The 18,639-nt window shown below is 41.8% G+C and carries 16 protein-coding genes, 1 tRNA gene and 1 pseudogene; 4 read left to right on the forward strand and 14 right to left on the reverse strand.

The genetic code is table 11. The features are described from left to right. Positions 1–537, reverse strand: a pseudogene (locus BB781_RS13045) (transposase); the annotation flags it as partial. A 266-nt stretch (positions 538–803) separates the two neighbouring features. Here BB781_RS13045 and BB781_RS13050 point away from each other — a divergent pair. Next, the gene (locus BB781_RS13050) at positions 804–1,100 is read left to right on the forward strand and encodes a hypothetical protein (RefSeq protein ID WP_094228926.1); all 297 of its coding nucleotides are present in this window, start codon (positions 804–806) and stop codon (positions 1,098–1,100) included. 187 nt (positions 1,101–1,287) lie between these two features. Here the strand turns inward: BB781_RS13050 and BB781_RS13055 are convergent, their stop codons facing one another. Next, the gene (locus tag BB781_RS13055) at positions 1,288–1,515 is read right to left on the reverse strand and encodes a hypothetical protein (protein WP_094228927.1); all 228 of its coding nucleotides are present in this window, start codon (positions 1,513–1,515) and stop codon (positions 1,288–1,290) included. A 249-nt stretch (positions 1,516–1,764) separates the two neighbouring features. Here BB781_RS13055 and BB781_RS13060 point away from each other — a divergent pair, with 249 nt between their 5' ends. Next, positions 1,765–3,120, forward strand: a complete 1,356-nt coding sequence (locus BB781_RS13060; protein ID WP_242492667.1) for an NRAMP family divalent metal transporter — start codon at positions 1,765–1,767, stop codon at positions 3,118–3,120. 150 nt (positions 3,121–3,270) lie between these two features. On the opposite strand, the gene BB781_RS13065 is transcribed toward BB781_RS13060, so the two are convergent. From BB781_RS13065 to BB781_RS13100, 8 genes are all read right to left on the reverse strand, one after another. After that, positions 3,271–3,975 (reverse strand): LrgB family protein, encoded by a 705-nt coding sequence (locus BB781_RS13065; protein WP_207205287.1) that lies wholly within the window; start codon positions 3,973–3,975, stop codon positions 3,271–3,273. Next, positions 3,968–4,324, reverse strand: coding sequence for a CidA/LrgA family protein (locus tag BB781_RS13070; RefSeq protein WP_094228928.1), 357 nt, complete (start codon positions 4,322–4,324; stop codon positions 3,968–3,970). Before BB781_RS13070 ends, BB781_RS13065 begins: the two co-directional genes overlap by 8 nt. 150 nt (positions 4,325–4,474) lie before the next feature. After that, positions 4,475–5,875 carry a DEAD/DEAH box helicase gene (locus tag BB781_RS13075; protein WP_094228929.1) on the reverse strand — a complete coding sequence of 467 codons (1,401 nt, stop codon included), beginning with the start codon at positions 5,873–5,875 and terminating at the stop codon, positions 4,475–4,477. Between the two features lie 227 nt (positions 5,876–6,102). After that, a tRNA-Glu gene (locus tag BB781_RS13080) sits at positions 6,103–6,180 on the reverse strand. A 70-nt stretch (positions 6,181–6,250) separates the two neighbouring features. Next, positions 6,251–6,610, reverse strand: a complete 360-nt coding sequence (locus BB781_RS13085) for a helix-turn-helix transcriptional regulator (RefSeq protein ID WP_094228930.1) — start codon at positions 6,608–6,610, stop codon at positions 6,251–6,253. Between the two features lie 18 nt (positions 6,611–6,628). Beyond that, on the reverse strand, positions 6,629–6,853 hold the full coding sequence (locus BB781_RS13090; RefSeq protein ID WP_091710324.1) for an LSM domain-containing protein: 225 nt from the start codon (positions 6,851–6,853) through the stop codon (positions 6,629–6,631). 143 nt (positions 6,854–6,996) lie between these two features. Continuing rightward, on the reverse strand, positions 6,997–7,398 hold the full coding sequence (locus BB781_RS13095) for a DUF3467 domain-containing protein (RefSeq protein ID WP_242492668.1): 402 nt from the start codon (positions 7,396–7,398) through the stop codon (positions 6,997–6,999). Positions 7,399–7,500: 102 nt separating this feature from the next. Then, positions 7,501–9,978 (reverse strand): DUF5814 domain-containing protein, encoded by a 2,478-nt coding sequence (locus BB781_RS13100; RefSeq protein ID WP_094228931.1) that lies wholly within the window; start codon positions 9,976–9,978, stop codon positions 7,501–7,503. Positions 9,979–10,085: 107 nt separating this feature from the next. Here BB781_RS13100 and BB781_RS13105 point away from each other — a divergent pair, with 107 nt between their 5' ends. Beyond that, positions 10,086–10,919: a DUF7125 family protein gene (locus BB781_RS13105; protein WP_242492669.1), complete on the forward strand. Its 834-nt coding sequence runs from the start codon at positions 10,086–10,088 to the stop codon at positions 10,917–10,919. Positions 10,920–10,937: 18 nt separating this feature from the next. On the opposite strand, the gene BB781_RS13110 is transcribed toward BB781_RS13105, so the two are convergent. The 4 genes from BB781_RS13110 to ileS form a co-directional block, all read right to left on the reverse strand. Next, positions 10,938–11,732 (reverse strand): MTAP family purine nucleoside phosphorylase, encoded by a 795-nt coding sequence (locus tag BB781_RS13110; RefSeq protein ID WP_094228932.1) that lies wholly within the window; start codon positions 11,730–11,732, stop codon positions 10,938–10,940. Then, positions 11,716–12,840 carry a DUF373 family protein gene (locus BB781_RS13115; protein ID WP_094228933.1) on the reverse strand — a complete coding sequence of 375 codons (1,125 nt, stop codon included), beginning with the start codon at positions 12,838–12,840 and terminating at the stop codon, positions 11,716–11,718. Before BB781_RS13115 ends, BB781_RS13110 begins: the two co-directional genes overlap by 17 nt. A 100-nt stretch (positions 12,841–12,940) precedes the next feature. After that, positions 12,941–13,570, reverse strand: coding sequence for a 6-hydroxymethylpterin diphosphokinase MptE-like protein (locus BB781_RS13120; protein WP_094228934.1), 630 nt, complete (start codon positions 13,568–13,570; stop codon positions 12,941–12,943). 6 nt (positions 13,571–13,576) lie between these two features. Then, complete coding sequence (gene ileS / locus BB781_RS13125) at positions 13,577–16,753, reverse strand: isoleucine--tRNA ligase (protein WP_094228935.1); 3,177 nt, start codon at positions 16,751–16,753, stop codon at positions 13,577–13,579. 693 nt (positions 16,754–17,446) lie between these two features. Between ileS and BB781_RS13130 the strand changes: the two genes are divergently transcribed. Beyond that, positions 17,447–18,292, forward strand: a complete 846-nt coding sequence (locus BB781_RS13130; RefSeq protein ID WP_129582718.1) for a SpvB/TcaC N-terminal domain-containing protein — start codon at positions 17,447–17,449, stop codon at positions 18,290–18,292. Positions 18,293–18,639 lie beyond the last annotated feature (347 nt).

An 18,639-nucleotide genomic window follows, 5' to 3' on the forward strand; every position in this document is an offset into this window, starting at 1 on the left:
CCATCCTGCTTTAACCCAGTAACCATCAATGTGCAACTTTCCACTAAAATTGATAGTACAGTCAACTAACTGTTCGAGAGCTACCTTCCCTTGCGCTTGTTCATATTTCCATAATGTCGTTGGTGATGGTGCTCTATTGTAAATACTATAAATTTCACCTGCATATTGTGTATTATGTAAACTACAATGACTACCATACCTGACATGCATTTGCTTTTCAAGGAATTCATTGCTATAGTTTGCAGAGCCAGTGACGCCGACTATAACGTCTTTGTGATGCTTTTTGCATTCTTCATTAGAACAGATATGATAAGTTGTTGAACAAACGATCAATCCATAACTTGAGATTATAAATCGGTCATAGGATTTGTTTGATTTTAGATCAGAACCACAAACAGAACACTGTTTTGGAGAAATTACCGTAAACAAAGGGTACATCTTTTTATTGTATATTACTTCGGGAAGTTCTTGGATTACGTTTCCATCCTGTATCTCTTTTGCCAGTGACTTATTGAGAGGAATGTTTCCTTTAGTCATACATATAGTAATTATTTGCTTTATATTCTAATTTATCTGTACTGTATGCTGATCAATACAAATAAAGAAGAAAGGATAAGGGGGTAAAACAGAAAATAATAAAAAGTCTCTTAGGTGTGTGGCTCTATGTTTTTAAATGGGGATTTCTACAGAGCCTTTATCTGATCTGTTTTTCATCTATAGCTTCTCCTAAATTCCAACCCACCACAGATGCCTTTTTATAATTCACCAACAGAATTTAATGTAATATTTTGGAGGTATTAGTGATGGTAACAAGATATATAAATAAAGTTGGAGTCTTTTCACTTGGAAAGATCGCAGGAGTGCTTTACGCAATACTGGGACTTATATTTGGATTGTTCATGGCACTGTTTTCCATGCCGATGAGTTTCATGTCGGTAGGCTCCAGACCTGGCGGTTTGCTATTTGGAGCAGCAGCAATCATATTATTCCCCATATTCTATGGAGTTATTGGGTTCATTTCCGGCGTGATCACCGCATTGGTGTTCAATGCATCGACTGGAATAATTGGTGGTCTGGAAATAGAAATGAAAGAACAATAGCACTATATTGACTTTAAAAACGATATTTCCTTCGTGGGAGATATCTGTCGTGATGACACAACTTCCTTTAACGGAACCAGGTAAGCTGAGAAAATTCGATGAACAGCATTGTATTGATCTATCGGACTCCCTTTTTAATAAAAAAAATGTTCCAGTTTAAATTCAAAATACTTGATCAAATATTCCTTCAAGGTTCAATCCAGACCTCAAGCACCCTGTCCTTGATCACATACTCTTTAACAGTAGTGATCTTCATGTCCGTAGGATTCTCGACCCAGCCCAGATCATAGTCTTTCTTTTCCCTTCCGCCACAGCAGACCTTTCTTGTGATTGTCAGGTTCATTTTAACACGGTCAATATCTTCCTCATTAATCTCTTCAGCTTCATCCTGATATCTTTTTTGTATACGGATCATGAAAACTCCCGGATTTATAGGATTATCAATTCTTCTGTTGGGAAACTATTTCCATTTAATCCTCGGCGGAAAACAGACAGATAAAAAAAAGCTTTCTATTCAATTTTAAAATGTGTGAACTAAATGAGGATAAAACAACAACATAGAGGCACTGTTTTGTATGAAGAACTATATATATTAGTAATTTATTAAAAATACGTATTGAAATTAACATATGAAACATATTTTGAAATATATTCTGGGATGAAAATGACGAAAAAAACATGTACTGACAAAATGAAAATTACAAACGATGAGTGTTCCGGCAGCCGTACCAGGCTATTAAAAGCAACCGGGCTGGATATATTATCGGCCTCGACCAGCAGAACCAATCTGTTCAAAGCCATCGGTCCGGGTATTCTGGTAGCCTGCGCCGCCATAGGGGGCTCACATCTTGTCTGGTCAACCCAGGCCGGAGCTCTATACGGCTGGAGCCTGATAGGTTTGATCCTCTTGGCCAACTTATTCAAATACCCGTTTTTCCTTTATGGACAGCGTTACACGGCTGCCACTGGTGAAAGTCTCCTGGCAGGTTATAAGCGGCAGGGAGTCATCTATGTATATATCTTCCTGGGAATCAATATCCTTACCGGTGTAATCAACACGGCCGGAGTAGCTATGCTTAGTGGTACACTGTTTGCAGGTTACGGGTTTGACGGTAGCCTGATAACTGCTTTCACAATTGGCATAATGATAATCTGTGCGGCAGTTATTCTGTTAGGACATTACAAACTGCTGGATAAAGCCGCCAAAATAATAGTCGTCCTGCTAAGTGTCAGTACTTTAGTGGCACTGGCTCTTGCTTTTTCCCATGGTCCGGTTGGCTCACCGGATTTTACAGGTCCCAGCGCCTGGACATGGCAGGCTTTTCCATTCCTAATATTGTTACTGGGCTGGATGCCAGCACCAATAGACCTCTCAGCCTGGTCAAGTCTGTGGATGTTCAGCCGTGAAAAAGAAACTGATCACTTCGCCACAACCAAAGAAACATCAATTGACTTTTACCTGGGATATCTGTTGGCCGTGGTCATGGCTGTGGCCTTTGTGATGCTCGGCAAACTTATTATATTTGGATCTGGCCATGAACTTGCCATTGGCGGCACCGCCTTCAGCCAGCAACTTGTCAGCCTGTATTCAGCCAATATTGGTGACTGGTCAAAACCACTTATCCTGACTGCCGCATTTTTAACCATGTTCAGCACCACCATGACCTGTGTCGATGGTTATCCCCGGTCATTAGCAGCAAGTTGTACGTTACTAAGTGACAGTCTTTCCAGGCGTTTCAATCAAATGTTCCAGATAACGATAGTATTGTCAGTGGTAGCAACCTGCCTGATCGTGCTTTACTTTGTCCAGAGCCTGATGCAATTATTAAGCTTTGCCGCTATTGTCAGTTTTGTAACCTCTCCGATCCTGGCCTACATCAACTACAAGGTGATGAACGGCAGCAACGTACCTATCGAAGACAGGCCCGGTCCATTCCTCAAGTTACTAAGCTGGACAGGATTGCTGTTTTTCCTGCTGATGACCGTTGGATTTATTTACGTGACATTTATCCGGGTCTGAAAGGGAAAGATAGATTTTGAGAATATGATTTCAGGAAGCAGAACCGAACTATAATAATATGACTACTGCTTCTTGATTTATAGAACATGGATTAACAATAGAAAAACATGTTTGATTTAATCCTATCTGCCAGGATATCAAAAAACGCTTTTACATCAATAACTTAGCCAGTAACGGAGCAAGGAACACCGTCATCAGCCCTGCGATACCGATTGCCAGCCCGCTCATGGCACCCTCGGTCTCACCAAGCTCAACAGCTTTGGTAGTGCCAAGAGCATGGGATGATGTACCAATGGCCACACCTACTGCCACCTTGTCGTCTATCCTGAACAACTTGCAGACCGCCGGGCCCAGCAGAACGCCTGCTACACCTGTAAAAACTATGGCTGCCACGGTTATGGAAGGCAGACCGCCAAGCTGGCTGGATATCTCGATCCCAATGGGAGTCGTGACAGACTTAGGGATCATGGAAACGCTGATCAGCTCATCAAACCCGAATATTTTACACATGACAATGATACTTACAATACCCGCAACAGAACCAATACTGATTCCTGCAAGAATTGGAACCACATTCTCCTTCAGCAGGTTTATCTTCCGATACAGAGGCACAGCCAGAATAACGGTAGCCGGACCCAGGAAGAATGATATGAACTGCCCACCCCTGTTATAATCATCAAAGCTGATGTGAAAGCTCAAAAGAAGAACTATGATCATCACCATGCTTAGCACAAGAGGATTCATCAGAGATGAACCTGTCTTTTTGTAGAGCAGACTGCCTGCATAGAAGGTAAGAAGGGATATACTTATGCCAAATAAAGGCGACCGCACAAACGGAGAGATTAATTCACTCACGGTACTGCCTCCTTTTCATGAGTATCTGGACCGTTGCTCCTGTCACAACTACAATAATAAATGTGGAAACTACAGATATGAACATCAAAGCAGCCCACTTTCCTTCAAGAATCGAGAAGCATGTGATCAACCCTACAGCTGCCGGGATGAAGAAAAATGAGAGGTGCTTCAGCATGAAGTTACTTACATCCTCTATCATTGACAGCCTGATGATACCTGTCAGCAGGAGGAACAGCAGTAACGTCATTCCAAGGACATTTCCGGGGATGGGCAGCTGAAGATAATCATGAAGCATGTTGCCAATGATGCAGATGGCAAGAATAATTGCGAACTGGATGACATACATCATTTGGGATCACTTCATTTTGCAGAACAAAAATATGAATCTGGTCTGTGTATGAGGCAGATATAAAGTCAGTAGCAGACATTAGCATTTTCGGTTCATGCCTGGATCAATGCTACTGATGAGGACTACTAAAAATTACCAGAAATTACCCGCTCATCTTCTTACAGATTGGTTTTTATTTCCGGAACCAGAGCGATTACCGCTCTTATTAACACTTTGTCCTCTATTCGTATTTGAAGACTGGATGGTCTTTGCCTTGATGTCTTTCTTGGGTCTGGTACTGCTACCAGCATTCGTTTTACCGTCCTTGCCTTCGCCTTTCTTACCTCTGCCCTGACTTCTTTTAGGCCCGGTTCTTCCACCCGGCCTTCCCTGTTGCCTGGGAGCTGGTTTTGCCTCAGTACCGGTGGCATTTTTCGCTTTCTCAGAATGGAAATCATGATCTGCAACCTCGATTTTAATCCGGATGAGTTTTTCAATATCGTGGAGGAAATCACGCTCATCGGCGGCACAGAATGAGAATGCTGTTCCGTCAGCTCCTGCTCTTGCAGTGCGTCCTATGCGGTGTACGTAACTTTCAGAGACATTTGGCAGGTCATAGTTTATGACGTGGGATATATCCTCAATATCAATACCACGGGCAGCTATATCTGTTGCAACCAGCACACGCAGGTGTCCTGACCTGAAATCCTGAAGTGTCTTTGTACGGTGGTTCTGGGACTTGTTCCCGTGGATAGCATCAGCAGGAATCCTGTTCTTGCTAAGCATCTCAGCAACCTTATTGGCACGATGCTTTGTGCGAGTGAACACAAGGACACACTCTAGATGTTTGCTTCTCAGGAGTTGTAAAAGTAATTCATTCTTATTGTCAGTGTCAACGAAAAAGACATACTGGTCTATACGCTCCACTGTAGTTGCCTGTGGAGTGACCTCTACTTTTACAGGATTACTTAACAGCTTCCTGGCAAGATCAGATATATCCGCGGACATGGTGGCCGAAAAGAAAAGTGACTGACGTTTCAGTGGCAACATATCTACGACCTTATATACGTCATTGATAAAGCCCATGTCAAGCATCCTGTCTGCCTCATCAAGAACAAAATACTCAACAGCTGATAGTCTTACATAGCCTTGGGCTACAAGGTCAAGCAGCCTGCCAGGAGTTGCTACAAGAGCATCTACGCCCTTTGAGAGAGCTCTTACCTGTGCCCCCTGGCCAACACCACCAAATATGACTGTGTGCTTGAAACGGGTGAACTTTCCATACGTAGCAAAGCTGTCCCCTATCTGTGCTGCAAGCTCCCTGGTGGGCGCAAGTACAAGAACACGAGGGAATCCCGGACGTGAAGTTTTAGATGATGACGACATATTCTGAAGAATTGGTAATATGAATGCAGCAGTCTTGCCTGTACCTGTCTGGGCGATACCTATCATATCTTTACCACTTAACAAATGTGGTATGGATTGCTGCTGTATCGGAGTAGGTGTTGTATACCCTTCCTCGGACAATGCCCGCTGAAGCGGGGATATTAAATTTAGATTATCAAATGACACGTTATACCTCAGGTTAAAGTGCAAAACTCATTGGAAATTATATCCGACCTTTCCTTTAATACTAGGCCAAACTCTGCAATAAATCCCGCACAGTAAAATATCTATAAATTGGATTTTAGTTGGAATTTTAATCAATTTCTACAAAAACGACATCGATACAGTTAAACAGTTATTATTTTACAGAAAAACCTGCATGACAACTTCTATAATTAGTTTAAAAAATTGTATGGTGCTCCGATCGGGATTCGAACCCGAGTCTTCGGCTCGAAAGGCCGGAATGATTGGCCGAACTACACTATCGGAGCACGTTGATTTCGCTTTAGTGAAGCGACTCCAACATAGCACATATACTTATTAAAGCTTTCGCCTGAATCATTACTTATCCTCTGTTTTCTCATCGTCATTGAGGTTTGCAATCCATGAAGTGAGTTTTTCACAGGATTCAGGCTGACAGGCATCCCTGCAACCAGCACATGGTGAGAACATATCTCCTGATAACAGGAGATCAAAGCAGGGCTTCTCTTCTTCCTTAAGCTTAAGAAGGTAAGTCCTGGCTCCGTTGGAGACAGCTTGCTCTCGGATGATCAGGTCATCATCCAAAAGCTTCGACACAACTCTGGAGCATTTACGACTGTCAATTTCAAGCATTTTCCAGAGTTCATTCTGGAAAATGCCTTCCTTACTGTCTCGAATAAGATTTAATGCAGTCTCTTCGATACTCATGTTACTTTCCATTGACTGTTCACTGAGTGTTTATTCTTCCATAGGAACAACAAGAATAATATTGTTGCCACGCAATACGACAGAACCAAGAGAACGCAGACGCTCACCATTTGCGACCTCTATAGTGTCTACCATATGCAGGTTCATATAATCATCTGCACTTTTTAAAGTTCCTTCGAGCAGGTGAAGGTCACCTTTCATCTCAACCTGGACTTTGGATCCAACTAATTTCTGGACTTTCTTACTAGGGAACAAAATTAATCCTCGCTTTCATTTAAAAGAATAATATTTACCATATAACATTACGTTTTCAGGCTAATAAAAATAGCCAATATCATATTTATTCTTGGCGATTTGCCAATTGATCTATTAATATATAACTGCACCTTGATGCAAGGTCAAATGTAACCCTGTATTTCAGTACTATCCTGTACAGGCTCAGACTTTTTCTTTTTTATGCTCGCAGGAGGTTTTGCAATCGGACCAAATGTGGCCTCATAATTCTGTATGTGTTGACTAAGCCAGCGCACAAGTTCAACAGTGGCCAAAGGAGACAGTATTATCTCCGTCTCAAGCCTTCTCTGGATAACCTGCTCATCACCTGACTTGCTAATAGCCATAGGCATGTCATTATAGAAACCAATCCTGAAATCATAGGGACTGTGCCCGCCTACTGCACCGATTGAATAAACCTGTTTGAAATCATCCGGCTTATACAGTTCTATCCTGACATTTTTCTTTTTCTTTATCTCTTCCGGTATATCAGCCATTATGTCACCTTCGTTTTTTTCTGAATCCATACAAATCATATCCTCAATAGACTTCTATCTGTAGACATAACTATTATAATTTTTGATGCTTATTTGAATTGCCTCAGTAATTTTTACTATAAGGGCTTTGTATTAACCTTCCACAAGCTTCTTGAGACTGCGTGCCCTGAGAGACACATCCTTCTTAGAATATGCCGCAGCTATCAATTCCACAGCCTCCAGATTGCGTACCACATTATCAAGGTAACCAAGCACATCTCCCGGATAAGCAGTAACCCCATAAAGTTGCTCCAGTTTCCGGACAATTCCATCCGGCTCATAGCCTTCAGTCCTGATGGATATGATCTTTTCAGAGAACTTGCGCTCAGCGCAGCCACAATATGGAGAATCACGGCAATTACATGTCAGAAAATCGGCAGCGAACTCAAACAACTGGTCACGCAGTACTATATCAAGTTTGTCCATATTTTCCCCTTCAAACAGAATATCCAGGGAAGCGCCCTGGAACACCCTTGTCGGAAGATTCACCTCAAGAGCAGCAGATATGCGGGCTGCATACTTGTAGTAAACCGAATCAAAAAATTCCAGATTGGAAACCGTAACAAGGGGATCCTGTCCCACAAGAACTGAATCGCGTATAAGGAATGCCTTTGACATTGACAGGAAATGCCCTGCTGCGATCTTGCCGAATTTAGTAAGTGATATGAAGTCCCCTTTTTTATGCACGAACTTATTTCTTGCAAGTTTTTCCAGCAATATATCTACATTATAATCAGCCAGCATATAAGAATGGATCTTCTCAAGATCTTTCTTCGAAGAAGTAATAGCTGATGAGGCAAGAATTTCCTCCAGTTTTTCATCGTCACCGTATTCCACCTTCGTATACTGCATCTCACCTTTAAGCAGTTTAAGGGCAACAGCATCCTCAGTATCACCCCTGTCACCTGAGTATTTCTTATTCGGAACCGCAAGTAGAACTACCTCACCACGATCGTGATAATCAGGTCTTCCTGCACGCCCCAGCATCTGGAGGAAGTCCTGCATGGAAAGCCATTCGATGCCCATTGCCAGGGACTCGAAAATGACCTGTGATGCCGGAAAATCAACTCCTGCGGCTAGGGCTGCCGTTGTTACTACAACAGGAAGTTTTCCCTTTAGGAAAGATATTTCCACTTTTTTTCGCTCTTGGCTTGTGAGGCCTGCATGGTAGGGAGCAGCAAATATTGGCAGTGCCTCAGATATACGATGGCAGTTGCGCCTTGAATTTGTGAATATTATAGTCTGCCCTCTGTGCCCCTTAGAAGAAGTAGTAGCAAACTCTTCCCTTACAAGCCGGGTCATTATCTTTATCTTGGAGTGCTCGGGGCAGAGTACCAGATGCCTCTCTATAGGCACCGGACGATACTCATATTCAATAAGTTTTGCCCCAAGCTGTTTTGCACGCATCTGGGGTTTGGCTACAGTTGCCGATAGATAGATGAATTGCGCACTTGGTGCACTATACTTCAGCCTTGCGATAACTCCATCCAGACGATGACCTCTTTCCAAATCTTCTATGATGTGAACCTCGTCTATAATAACAGTTCCAACCTGTCCCAGCAGATCAGCGCCCTCCGTCCTAAGTATGTAATCAATACCCTCATAGGTTCCTACAATTATATCTGAATCCAGGGTTCTCTGCATGGATGCATTCTTTGAGGTCTTGATACGTTCACTGCCGACTCTGATGGATGTTTTCAGGCCAAGGGATGAATACCTGTTTGTGAACTGGTCATACTTCTGATTGGCAAGCGCCACAAGAGGTACAAGATATAGCATCTTTCCCTTCTTTCTTAATATATTTTCAACGCCTGCAAGTTCGGCTATCAAAGTCTTTCCTGTGGCAGTCACAGATGTGACAAGCTGGTTCTGTCCTTTGAGAAGGCCACTCTCCACGGACAGGGACTGCACCGGCAGAAGTGTTTCTGATTTTTCGAGCAGTAACTTCTTAAAATTTTTGTGCAAAGGCAGATCTTTTATCTTTCCCGTTGGTACTGAAGTATTTGCAGCAATAGAATCAAACCTTGTGAGTTCCCTGTCCATCTCATCAGGACTTATCATTGCCATTGTCCTGTCAAGATCCCTTGTTTTGAGCATTATATCTTCAAATCTCTGGCACACCTCATCCCCATAATTGACATGGGAACTTTTAAGCGACCTGATGAGCTCTTCCCGTGCACAGTCTTCACATACTTTTTCCCGATGATATCTGATAGAACGCCGGTTCAGGAAATTGAACCTGTTCTTAAGAAGACAGAATCTACACGCATTTACAACATCTGCGCTTAGCTGGAAGCCCTGGAGCATATCTACAAAACTGGCAGTCTGCCCTTCATCCCCATCCTTTGCCAGCATTATACGGTCAGCAGTCCTCAAAAGGTCTACAAATTCAGCAGGTGGCTTGAATTCTCCTTTTCCGTCTGTTTTAACCTTAAATTTATGCGGACGCGGGCCTGCGTCAGTCTGCCTCAGGATGAGTTCACCGACAAAAAGAGGCTTTTTCTTTTTATCCCGTATCGGCAGGATAATAATTTTTGACCTTTCGGCGCTTGCAAGTATCCAGAGAGTCATTGTTGCTCTTTGATGACTTATAGCCTATAAATACTATTGTATATTGTGAAACAGGTTTTTATAATATCAAATTGTATATAAATATTGAATAATACTGAGGATAAAAAATGCTGGGTTCTAAAAACAGAATGGAAAATGAAACCATTAGCCGGGAGGCTGAATCCAGGGATATTGGAGAAACATCCCTTTACAACAGTCTAAAAAAACCAGAACATAATCTGGTCATCGAAGAAGGAGTACGCCTCAGTTCAACCGGGATCTTAGTTCTTGACAGGACATTGGGAGGAGGGTTACCTACAGGATCGCTTACATATTTCTCAGCTGACCCGCGCTCAATGTCTGAAGTTTTCCTTTATCAATTTACACAATCCCGTAAAACATACTATTTTACAACCTGCAGAAGACCAAGATTTGTGTTAAACGATGTTATAAAACTCGGATTTGACCCCACAAACATTATTTTTGTGGATATATACAGTGAATATTATTGTACCACATGCGGAGATATGTCCAATAATGTAGGTAACGAATTCATAGATTCAAAAATAATAGAGTTCACTGAGTACAATTTGCGTAATATTGCAAATGATTCAAATGGTGAAGAAGTGAACATAATTTTTGATTCTTTCTCTTTTTTTATGGAACTTGCTGTTAACAAAGGACACATAAAACAACTTGTTAATTTGCTCTATGAAACAACAAAAGATCTGGGATGCCTGACCTACCTGTTCGGGCTGAAAAATAATAAAGCTGAAGACGTCGAAAACTTTACCTTCAATATATGTGATGTGATCTTTGAATCAATACTTGACAAAGGAGCGGACAAGGTTATAAGCAAACTTGCCATTCCAAAGATCAGGGGAATGGTACCCAGCACTGAGATCATCAAATTCAAGATAGGAGAGGGGGTCCAAATCGACACTTCAAAGGATATTGCCTGATTTTCCTTTAGCAAAAGATCAAAGTTCTGCATCCGAAGTTGCGAACCTGCAATTACAGGAAGTCTGTTCCGGAAGTGATCTGATAACGTCAGAGAGGACATCCCATAATTTATCTTTTATACCGGCAAGCGTATCAAGTACCTCACTGACAGTCATTTTTCCTTTCCCAAGGCCGCAAGCATCGTTTGTTACTGTACAGATTGAAGCATAGCACATATTCAGTTCTTTTGCCAGCACAACTTCAGGCAGACCGGTCATACCCACAACATCCCCGAATTGCCGCATCATACGTATTTCCGCTTTTGTTTCAAACCTTGGGCCTTCAGTGCAGACATAAACACCTCCCGAAAACCCAATTTTCCTGCGGGCAAGAGAATCGCTCATGAGTTTTCTCAGATGCGGGCAATAAGGTTCACCTACATCCACATGAACTGTTCGTTCATCAAAAAAAGTAGATGGCCGGTTCTTAGTGAAATCAAGAAAGTCATCTGGTAAAAAGAAACTGCCAACAGGATGATTTTTCATTGTGCCCACTGAATTGGTGGATATTACCCTATTCACACCCAGCTCATGTATAGCATAAATGCTGGCCCTGTAGTTAATCATATGAGGAGGAACGTGCCGATTTCCATTTGCATGCCTGGGCACCAATGCAACGTTTTTGCCTCCGATTTCAGATATATAGACAAGGATATCACCATATGGTGTACTTACAGGTAATTCACTGCATGATTCCACTGAAGTAAAGGCAACCCCGCCTATTAAAGCGACAGGCAGGTCTAGATCCTGATAGTTATTACTTCTTTCCTGCATTTTTATCCCTTTTTGGTTTTTGTCTTGCTGGTTGCGGACGATTTGATACTTTGATTCCTGCCAGTGCAAGAATTGTAGCAAAGACTATGGAATAAATAAAAAATTGCATTCCTGAAAGTGGATCATTTTCGGTACTTCCAAGCACAGGGCTCATTGAAATGAGATAACTAGTGGCTCCCCAGAAAAGGAAACCTATGGATACCACAAAAAAGGCAGGTATCAGATACCTACTGAAAGACTCACCACGTTGCTTGCAATCCAATATTTTTCCTGCGTCTGCAAAGAGTATTGCCAGAACATAGATCCAGATAGTCTTGTGAATGAAAGATGTAACCAGCGGAACTGCTCCGTAATACCATATACCTTGTGCTGTGTAACGTGACCATACATCCATAAGGCCAAGAATAGTAGCAACCGCAATTAATACAACTGCCGTTGCATAAGTGAAAAATATCATTCTTCCAGAGTGGAAGGAGTCTTTTAGTTTCTCCCAGTAAAAATCAACTGTATCACTGAATCCCCTGTAAAGCATATAAAGACCCACAGATGCCAGAATACCTATGATTGCACCTTGGGAATAATCGATAAGCAGGAAGAACGCATAGATTAGAGCTGCAAGTCCAAGCGGAACGAAGAAGGTCTGGGATATTTTAGGATCATTGAAAGCGTGTTTGATTATGTAATAAGTACTTTCCAGATTGGCACTCTGCATGACCACAATACGCCTGACTGAATCTATCTTGATCCTTGATTGAACAATGGGAAGCAGTGTTTCGTCCTCAGCACCATCGGATACAAAGATAGCAGATTCCGCAGGGAATTTCTTCAAAAGCATGTCAAGCTGGTTTGCGATCTTCTGGTCAGAGATTATACCGATGTTCCTATCACCGGCAAGAGTAATTATTTCTGCATCAATTCCCCTTGCAAGCAACTCATCGAGTATCTTGACACCTCCGAAGATGGTATTTGTATCTGAATCTTCCGGGTCTGCCGTTGCAAGCTTGACTGCTGCCTCAATGTTCGCTTCTTTACCTATGAGAGGGCCGTGAACATCGGCTTTGTCTCCAAGGTCATTATCTCTGTCAATGCAGATTACCAGTGTTTGCATGGGACTCTTATAGATATTTATAACGAAATTATATATAGATTCTGATAAAACAGTATCTGTAACAAACTTGAAAAAAAGATAAATAGAACATCCAATGAATTTAAGGATTTATTCTTTCAATCAGCAGGCGGGCCCATTCCAGCTTCTTTTTCTTAACAGGGTTGACATTCTTATCCTCAAAGTCAAAACCCACAAGGTTTATACTGGCGGCACCGAACTCTTTTGCCAGGTAGACGCACCTGTCACCATCACTAAAACCACCGAAATTAAAAACATTATCCAGCGGTGCAGCTTGGGTGCTCCCGATTATCTTTTTCAGCAAAGGAACATACATTTTCAGTTTATCAATGTTGTCACCGTGTGCATGTACAACTATCAGGGAACCTTTCTTATTGGCAAATATCTCTTTTTCAACATCACCATCAAGGTCAGTGACTATGACATCGGGAATAATACCCCTGTCAACAAGTACTGCAGTGGCTCCATCGGCAGCTATTATAATAAGATCATCTGCGTAAACAAGTTCAAGTTCATCCCCAAGTACTGGAGCATTCCCGCAGACAAGGATATCCCTGCCTTCTATTAACTCAAGAAGCCAGGAAATATCTGCAGAATTGGAGGAACAGAGCATGTCAGAGAGGATGAGAGCAGCCTGCTCATCACCTTCCCTGCTAAATCCCATGTCCTTTAATATCGACTCGTAAATGGGTTCCCACTGATTAAAGTCCATTCATCCTCATTTTGCCTTTGATATGCCTATCTTCATGGATATGCCTTCAACATCCCAGTCCTTTTCCAGGGAACCTGCGGTATCCACATCAAGACCGATGACCTGCACATTTGCACGGGTTTCTTTTGCAATGAACTGCTCACGGTCAAGCACAAGATCCAGCACTCTTTCATCATTGATTTGTATGTGGGACCTGATGTTGTCATCTACTGCAAGATTTAGCTCTTTTCTCATATCCTGCACTCTTCGGATAACTTCCCTTGTGAAACCTTCAGATTCGATCTCATGGGAAAGTGTGGCATCAACATAGATGATACCTGCGATGGATTGGGCACTTGCAACCATGTCAGGGAGTGTTTCTATGAAGTTCACCATTTCCGGTTTGATCGTAACTGTTCCTCCGGGGAGTTCCAGTTCGAACTGTTCTTCCAGAGCCAGTGATTTCTTCAACTGTGTTGCATTTGCCTTTTTAATAGCTCCAATCACCTTACCGGCATCACCCTTAAAGACAGGTCCGATAGCCCCAGGATCTGGATTCGCCTCAAATCCTAGTTCATTCCATGATTCACCTATGCCTGTCAGTACAATGTCTTTTGAATTGGTCTGGTCCATGAGTACTGATTTAAGGTTCAGCACCGCATCAACTGCCTGCTGGCTGAGCGGTGTTACTATTATGCGCGAAACAGGCCACCTGAGTTTCCTGCCTACTTTCTGGCGGGCATTTGATGCAGATTCCACTATAGAGCGGGCCATTTCCATATGAGCTTCAAGGTCCTTGTCCACCAAGCCTTCATCAATTACAGGCCAGTCGGTCATGTGAATTGATATGGGTGCATCCGGATAGGCGTTCCTGACAAGATTCTGGTACATCTCCTCGGCCAGGTGTGGCATGAAAGGTGCAATTGCTTTTGCAGTCAGGACGAAGACATCATACAGTACACGATAGACTGCAAGCTTATCCGGATCATCGGCCTCTACCCAGGTCCTTGGCCTGATGAGCTGGATATACCATCTTGAAAGGTCTTCAAGGACAAACTCGTTGATAGCTCTCAGAGCTTTGTGCAGCGTGCACTTTGCCATAGCATCATCGATATCTGCAATCAGTGACTGTGCCCTGGAAAGTATCCACCTGTCCTCCTTGCGTAGATACGGTTTGACAGATTCCAGTGATACCTGTGAAGGATCAAACTTGTCCAGAACCATGTAAGGCAACGGGAAGCGGTACACGTTCCAGAGGATGTTCAGGGTCCGGTTGATGTTCCCAAGCTCACCTGTGACGAATTTCAGGTCTTCCCATGGTGCACTTGAAGAGAGTACAAAACTACGCAGTGTGTCTGCACCGAACTTCTCAATGACATCGACTGGTGCAATAACATTTCCAAGGCTCTTTGACATCTTCCTGCCTTCACTATCCAGAGTAAAACCGTGCATAAGCACGCTTTTGTAAGGAGCCTTGCCAAAAGCCACCATACTGGCACCAAGCTGTGAATAGAACCAGCCACGTGTCTGGTCCTGCCCCTCGGTAATAAAGTCTGCAGGCCACCATTTATCGAATTCTTCCTTATGCTGCGGGAAGCGCAGGGTTGCCCATGAAGCTACAGCTGAATCGAACCAGACATCAAAGACATCTTCCACACGTTTCATCCTGCCGCCACATTCACAGTCAAGCAGGACTTCATCCACATACGGTCTGTGCAATTCGATGTCTTCAGTAATTCCTGACATTTCCTGAAGCTCTGCCTTGGTACCAACTACATGCATTTTTCCACAGCTCTTACACTTCCATACAGGTATGGGGATACCCCAGTATCTCTGGCGGGATATACACCAGTCACGGGCTCCCTCTACCCAGTCCTTAAACCTTGCAGAGCCTGCCCAATCAGGATACCATTTTACCTTTTCGATCTCAGAGAGCATCTGTTCCTTGAGTTCTCCTATCTTGATGAACCACTGTTCGGTGGCAAGATAGATGATAGGCGTCTTACAACGCCAGCAGTGACCGTACCTGTGTTCAATACTGCCCTCGGAAAGCAGGTTGCCACGTTCTTTGAGGTCCTCGATGACGACTTTGTTTGCCTCGCGGATATGCATGCCGGCATATTCTCCAGCCTCTTCGGTGTAGCGTCCGTCAGGACCTACCGGACAGAAGACAGGAAGGCTGTTCTTCTTTCCTACTTCAAAGTCGTCCATACCATGCCCTGGGGCAATGTGTACACAACCGGTGTTCTCTGCAGTCACAAAATCGGCAAGGTAGATGCCATGATCCATAGCTGCCTGTTTTGGCACCATATCAATCAGAGGACTTTCGTACTTAAGTGATGTCAGATCCTCACCAAGCATTGTGCTGAGAACTTCATAGTCTACATATTTTCCTTTTCTCAGTACGGCCTCAACAAGCCCGGAGGCTATGATAAGGACCTCTTTTTTTCCATCTGAAGTTACAGCTTTTACCTTTGAATACTCAAAGGAAGGATGCACTGCTACAGCTACGTTGGAAGGAATCGTCCACGGCGTTGTGGTCCATATGACGACAAATGTATCTTCTTCACCCTTTATCCTGAATTTAACGAATATAGATGGGTCTGTCCTGTCTTCATACTCTACCTCAGAATCTGCAATTGCAGTTTCACATCGAGGGCACCAGTTCACTACACGTTTTCCCTGCTCCAGCAGCTTTTTCTCCTGGGCCTGCTTGAGGGTCCACCACGCAGCTTCGATATATTCGTCCCTCAGTGTCATGTAAGGGTCTTTCCAGTCAAGCCATGCACCAAGCATCTGGAACTGACCGGTCATATCATCTTTCTGGCTGAGGGCAAATTCCTTACATTTCTCTATGAAATTACCAACACCATAGGTCTCAATGTCTTTCTTGGACGTAAAACCAAGAGCTCCTTCAACCTTAACTTCTATTGGAAGTCCATGCATGTCCCAGCCTGCACGGTCAACAATATCGTAGCCGTTCATGGAACGGTATCTTAAAATGGAATCCTTGATTATCTTGTTCCAGGCAGTGCCCAGATGGATATGTCCGGTAGTGTACGGTGGCCCATCTACGAAAAAGAATCTTTTTCCGCCTCTTCTGTGCTCACGTACCTTGGAATAGGCACCGACCTCTGTCCAGAAATCATGTATCTCTTTCTCTATTTTCTGTGGGTCGTACTGATTGGTGATCTCCTCTATCATGTGGGATTCTCCATGCTGAAAGTCAATTATAATTTAACTGAAATTATTCCTTAATAGTAACTGTGGTATTCCTACTGCAATATTCAATTTAAATATAATGGATGAACACCAAAGGTTATAGTTAAATCTTATTGAAAAAGTTAGCTTGCTTGTTATGAAAAATACCTTGAGCTGAATTGTGTTGTAGAATTCAAAGTTTTCTGAATTAAAAGTATCGGATTGCAATTAAAGCCCCTCCACAGAACAGGTAAAAAACATCATTGAGTATCTGCTGATTTTTTGGTATACTCAATGTAAATCACAAAAAACTTTACTTATTAGGTTGCCTAATCGGAGGTTTCTTTTGTTACCCAAATAACCGGTAATCTACAACAATCACAAAGAGTAAGGTACATTCTATCCAATTGAACACTCATTTCAAAAAGAATGAATGAAAAGTAGTGTGTCAATATATAATTGTAGCCCAAAACCCTGATGATTTGTCTGTAGTCACACCTTTAAAAGGACTGCAATGCTATTATAAACAAGAGTCAGCAATTTCCTTCTAAGATAAATTTTTAAGCCCGTTAGATCTAGTTTATTTTTAATGCCCTGTTTTTATTATTTAAATATATAAAATTATCATTTGTAAAAGTAAATTATATATGTAAGTGACTTCATATACCTCATAAACTATTCAATACGAGGAATAAAATGGTACAAAAAAGTGGAAGGTTGATTCAAAAACTGATTGCTGTATTTATTATTATTATCTTATTGACACCAAATGTCTATTGTCTTGAAAATATAGACTCAAGCGAAAGCGACAGTACAGATAATTCACATACAGACTCTTCTTCAAGTAATGAAAAAAGTGTAGATTCTGTAGACATGGAATATGCCAGTGAAATAATTTTAGAGTCCGAAAGTGAAAATATTGAAGCTGAAATATCTCAAATTGAGACTCTGATATCTTCAATTTCTGTACCCACTGAAGATCCAGGGTTTTTAGTCGAAAGTGCAACAAGTCGCACATATCCTAAAATTGAAAGCGAAAATGATTATTCAGATACCAGCTTATTTACAGGTTCGTTTGTGTATACATATCCAATTGAAACCATAAAGGGAAGAGCAGGCTTAGAACCAAAAGTTGATCTTACCTATTCCAGCAGTTTGGGCTTAAAAGGAACTCATGGATCATTTGGAATGGGTTGGTCATTAAATGATAACTGTATTATCAGAGATACTAGATACACTACTGAAAATACAAATGATGATGAATTTATTCTCGTACTTGATGGTTCAAACTATGAACTTGTCTATGTAGAAGAAGAAGGTTCGTATCACACTAAAATTGAAAGTTTTTTGAACATTACCAAGACTACAACTAATACAAATTCATTTGGAAATTACTGGATTGTCAAGACTACTGATGGAACTAACTATCGTTTTGGCTATAACAACATTTCAGAACAAAGAAATTCCATTAATAGTAGAAATTATGTAAGCAAATGGTGGTTAGATCAAATTGAAGATGTAAATGGTAATCAAATTAAATGAGGCTTAACCATTTTCCTCTAAAATACTTCTTTTCTCTTAATCTCTTCTTAGAATACTTTTTTCTGTAAAAATTTGCATAAACATAACTTAAATCAAAATCTAACCTATATAGAAAGAATTATACCTAATTAAAGCTATATTATGTTTGCAATCGTAAAAATAACTCGTAAAAAGGTATAATCCATGATTAAGATTACTGGCAAGGGATATAAGAAAGTATTGCTTCAATTATGTGACTTTACAGAAAATTGTGAAGTAAACAGTATAAGTTTGAAAAGTGTTAAAGGCATAAGAGAATACGAAAAATTATTTGGAAAAAAGATAGAGGCCAAAAAGGAAAATGTGAA

It is taken from the genome of Methanolobus psychrotolerans (assembly GCF_002243045.1).
GTDB lineage: Archaea > Halobacteriota > Methanosarcinia > Methanosarcinales > Methanosarcinaceae > Methanolobus > Methanolobus psychrotolerans.

Coding starts and splice junctions, on each gene's coding strand:
- BB781_RS13110 (WP_094228932.1), bottom strand. CDS start 11,732: ATGCAGGAAAGAAGTAATAACTATCAGGATCTAGACCTGCCTGTCGCT.
- BB781_RS13120 (WP_094228934.1), bottom strand. CDS start 13,570: ATGGACTTTAATCAGTGGGAACCCATTTACGAGTCGATATTAAAGGAC.
- BB781_RS13115 (WP_094228933.1), bottom strand. CDS start 12,840: ATGCAAACACTGGTAATCTGCATTGACAGAGATAATGACCTTGGAGAC.
- BB781_RS13095 (WP_242492668.1), bottom strand. CDS start 7,398: ATGGATTCAGAAAAAAACGAAGGTGACATAATGGCTGATATACCGGAA.
- ileS (WP_094228935.1), bottom strand. CDS start 16,753: ATGATAGAGGAGATCACCAATCAGTACGACCCACAGAAAATAGAGAAA.
- BB781_RS13100 (WP_094228931.1), bottom strand. CDS start 9,978: ATGACTCTCTGGATACTTGCAAGCGCCGAAAGGTCAAAAATTATTATC.
- BB781_RS13130 (WP_129582718.1), top strand. CDS start 17,447: ATGGTACAAAAAAGTGGAAGGTTGATTCAAAAACTGATTGCTGTATTT.
- BB781_RS13060 (WP_242492667.1), top strand. CDS start 1,765: ATGACGAAAAAAACATGTACTGACAAAATGAAAATTACAAACGATGAG.
- BB781_RS13050 (WP_094228926.1), top strand. CDS start 804: ATGGTAACAAGATATATAAATAAAGTTGGAGTCTTTTCACTTGGAAAG.
- BB781_RS13085 (WP_094228930.1), bottom strand. CDS start 6,610: ATGGAAAGTAACATGAGTATCGAAGAGACTGCATTAAATCTTATTCGA.
- BB781_RS13105 (WP_242492669.1), top strand. CDS start 10,086: ATGCTGGGTTCTAAAAACAGAATGGAAAATGAAACCATTAGCCGGGAG.
- BB781_RS13070 (WP_094228928.1), bottom strand. CDS start 4,324: ATGATGTATGTCATCCAGTTCGCAATTATTCTTGCCATCTGCATCATT.
- BB781_RS13055 (WP_094228927.1), bottom strand. CDS start 1,515: ATGATCCGTATACAAAAAAGATATCAGGATGAAGCTGAAGAGATTAAT.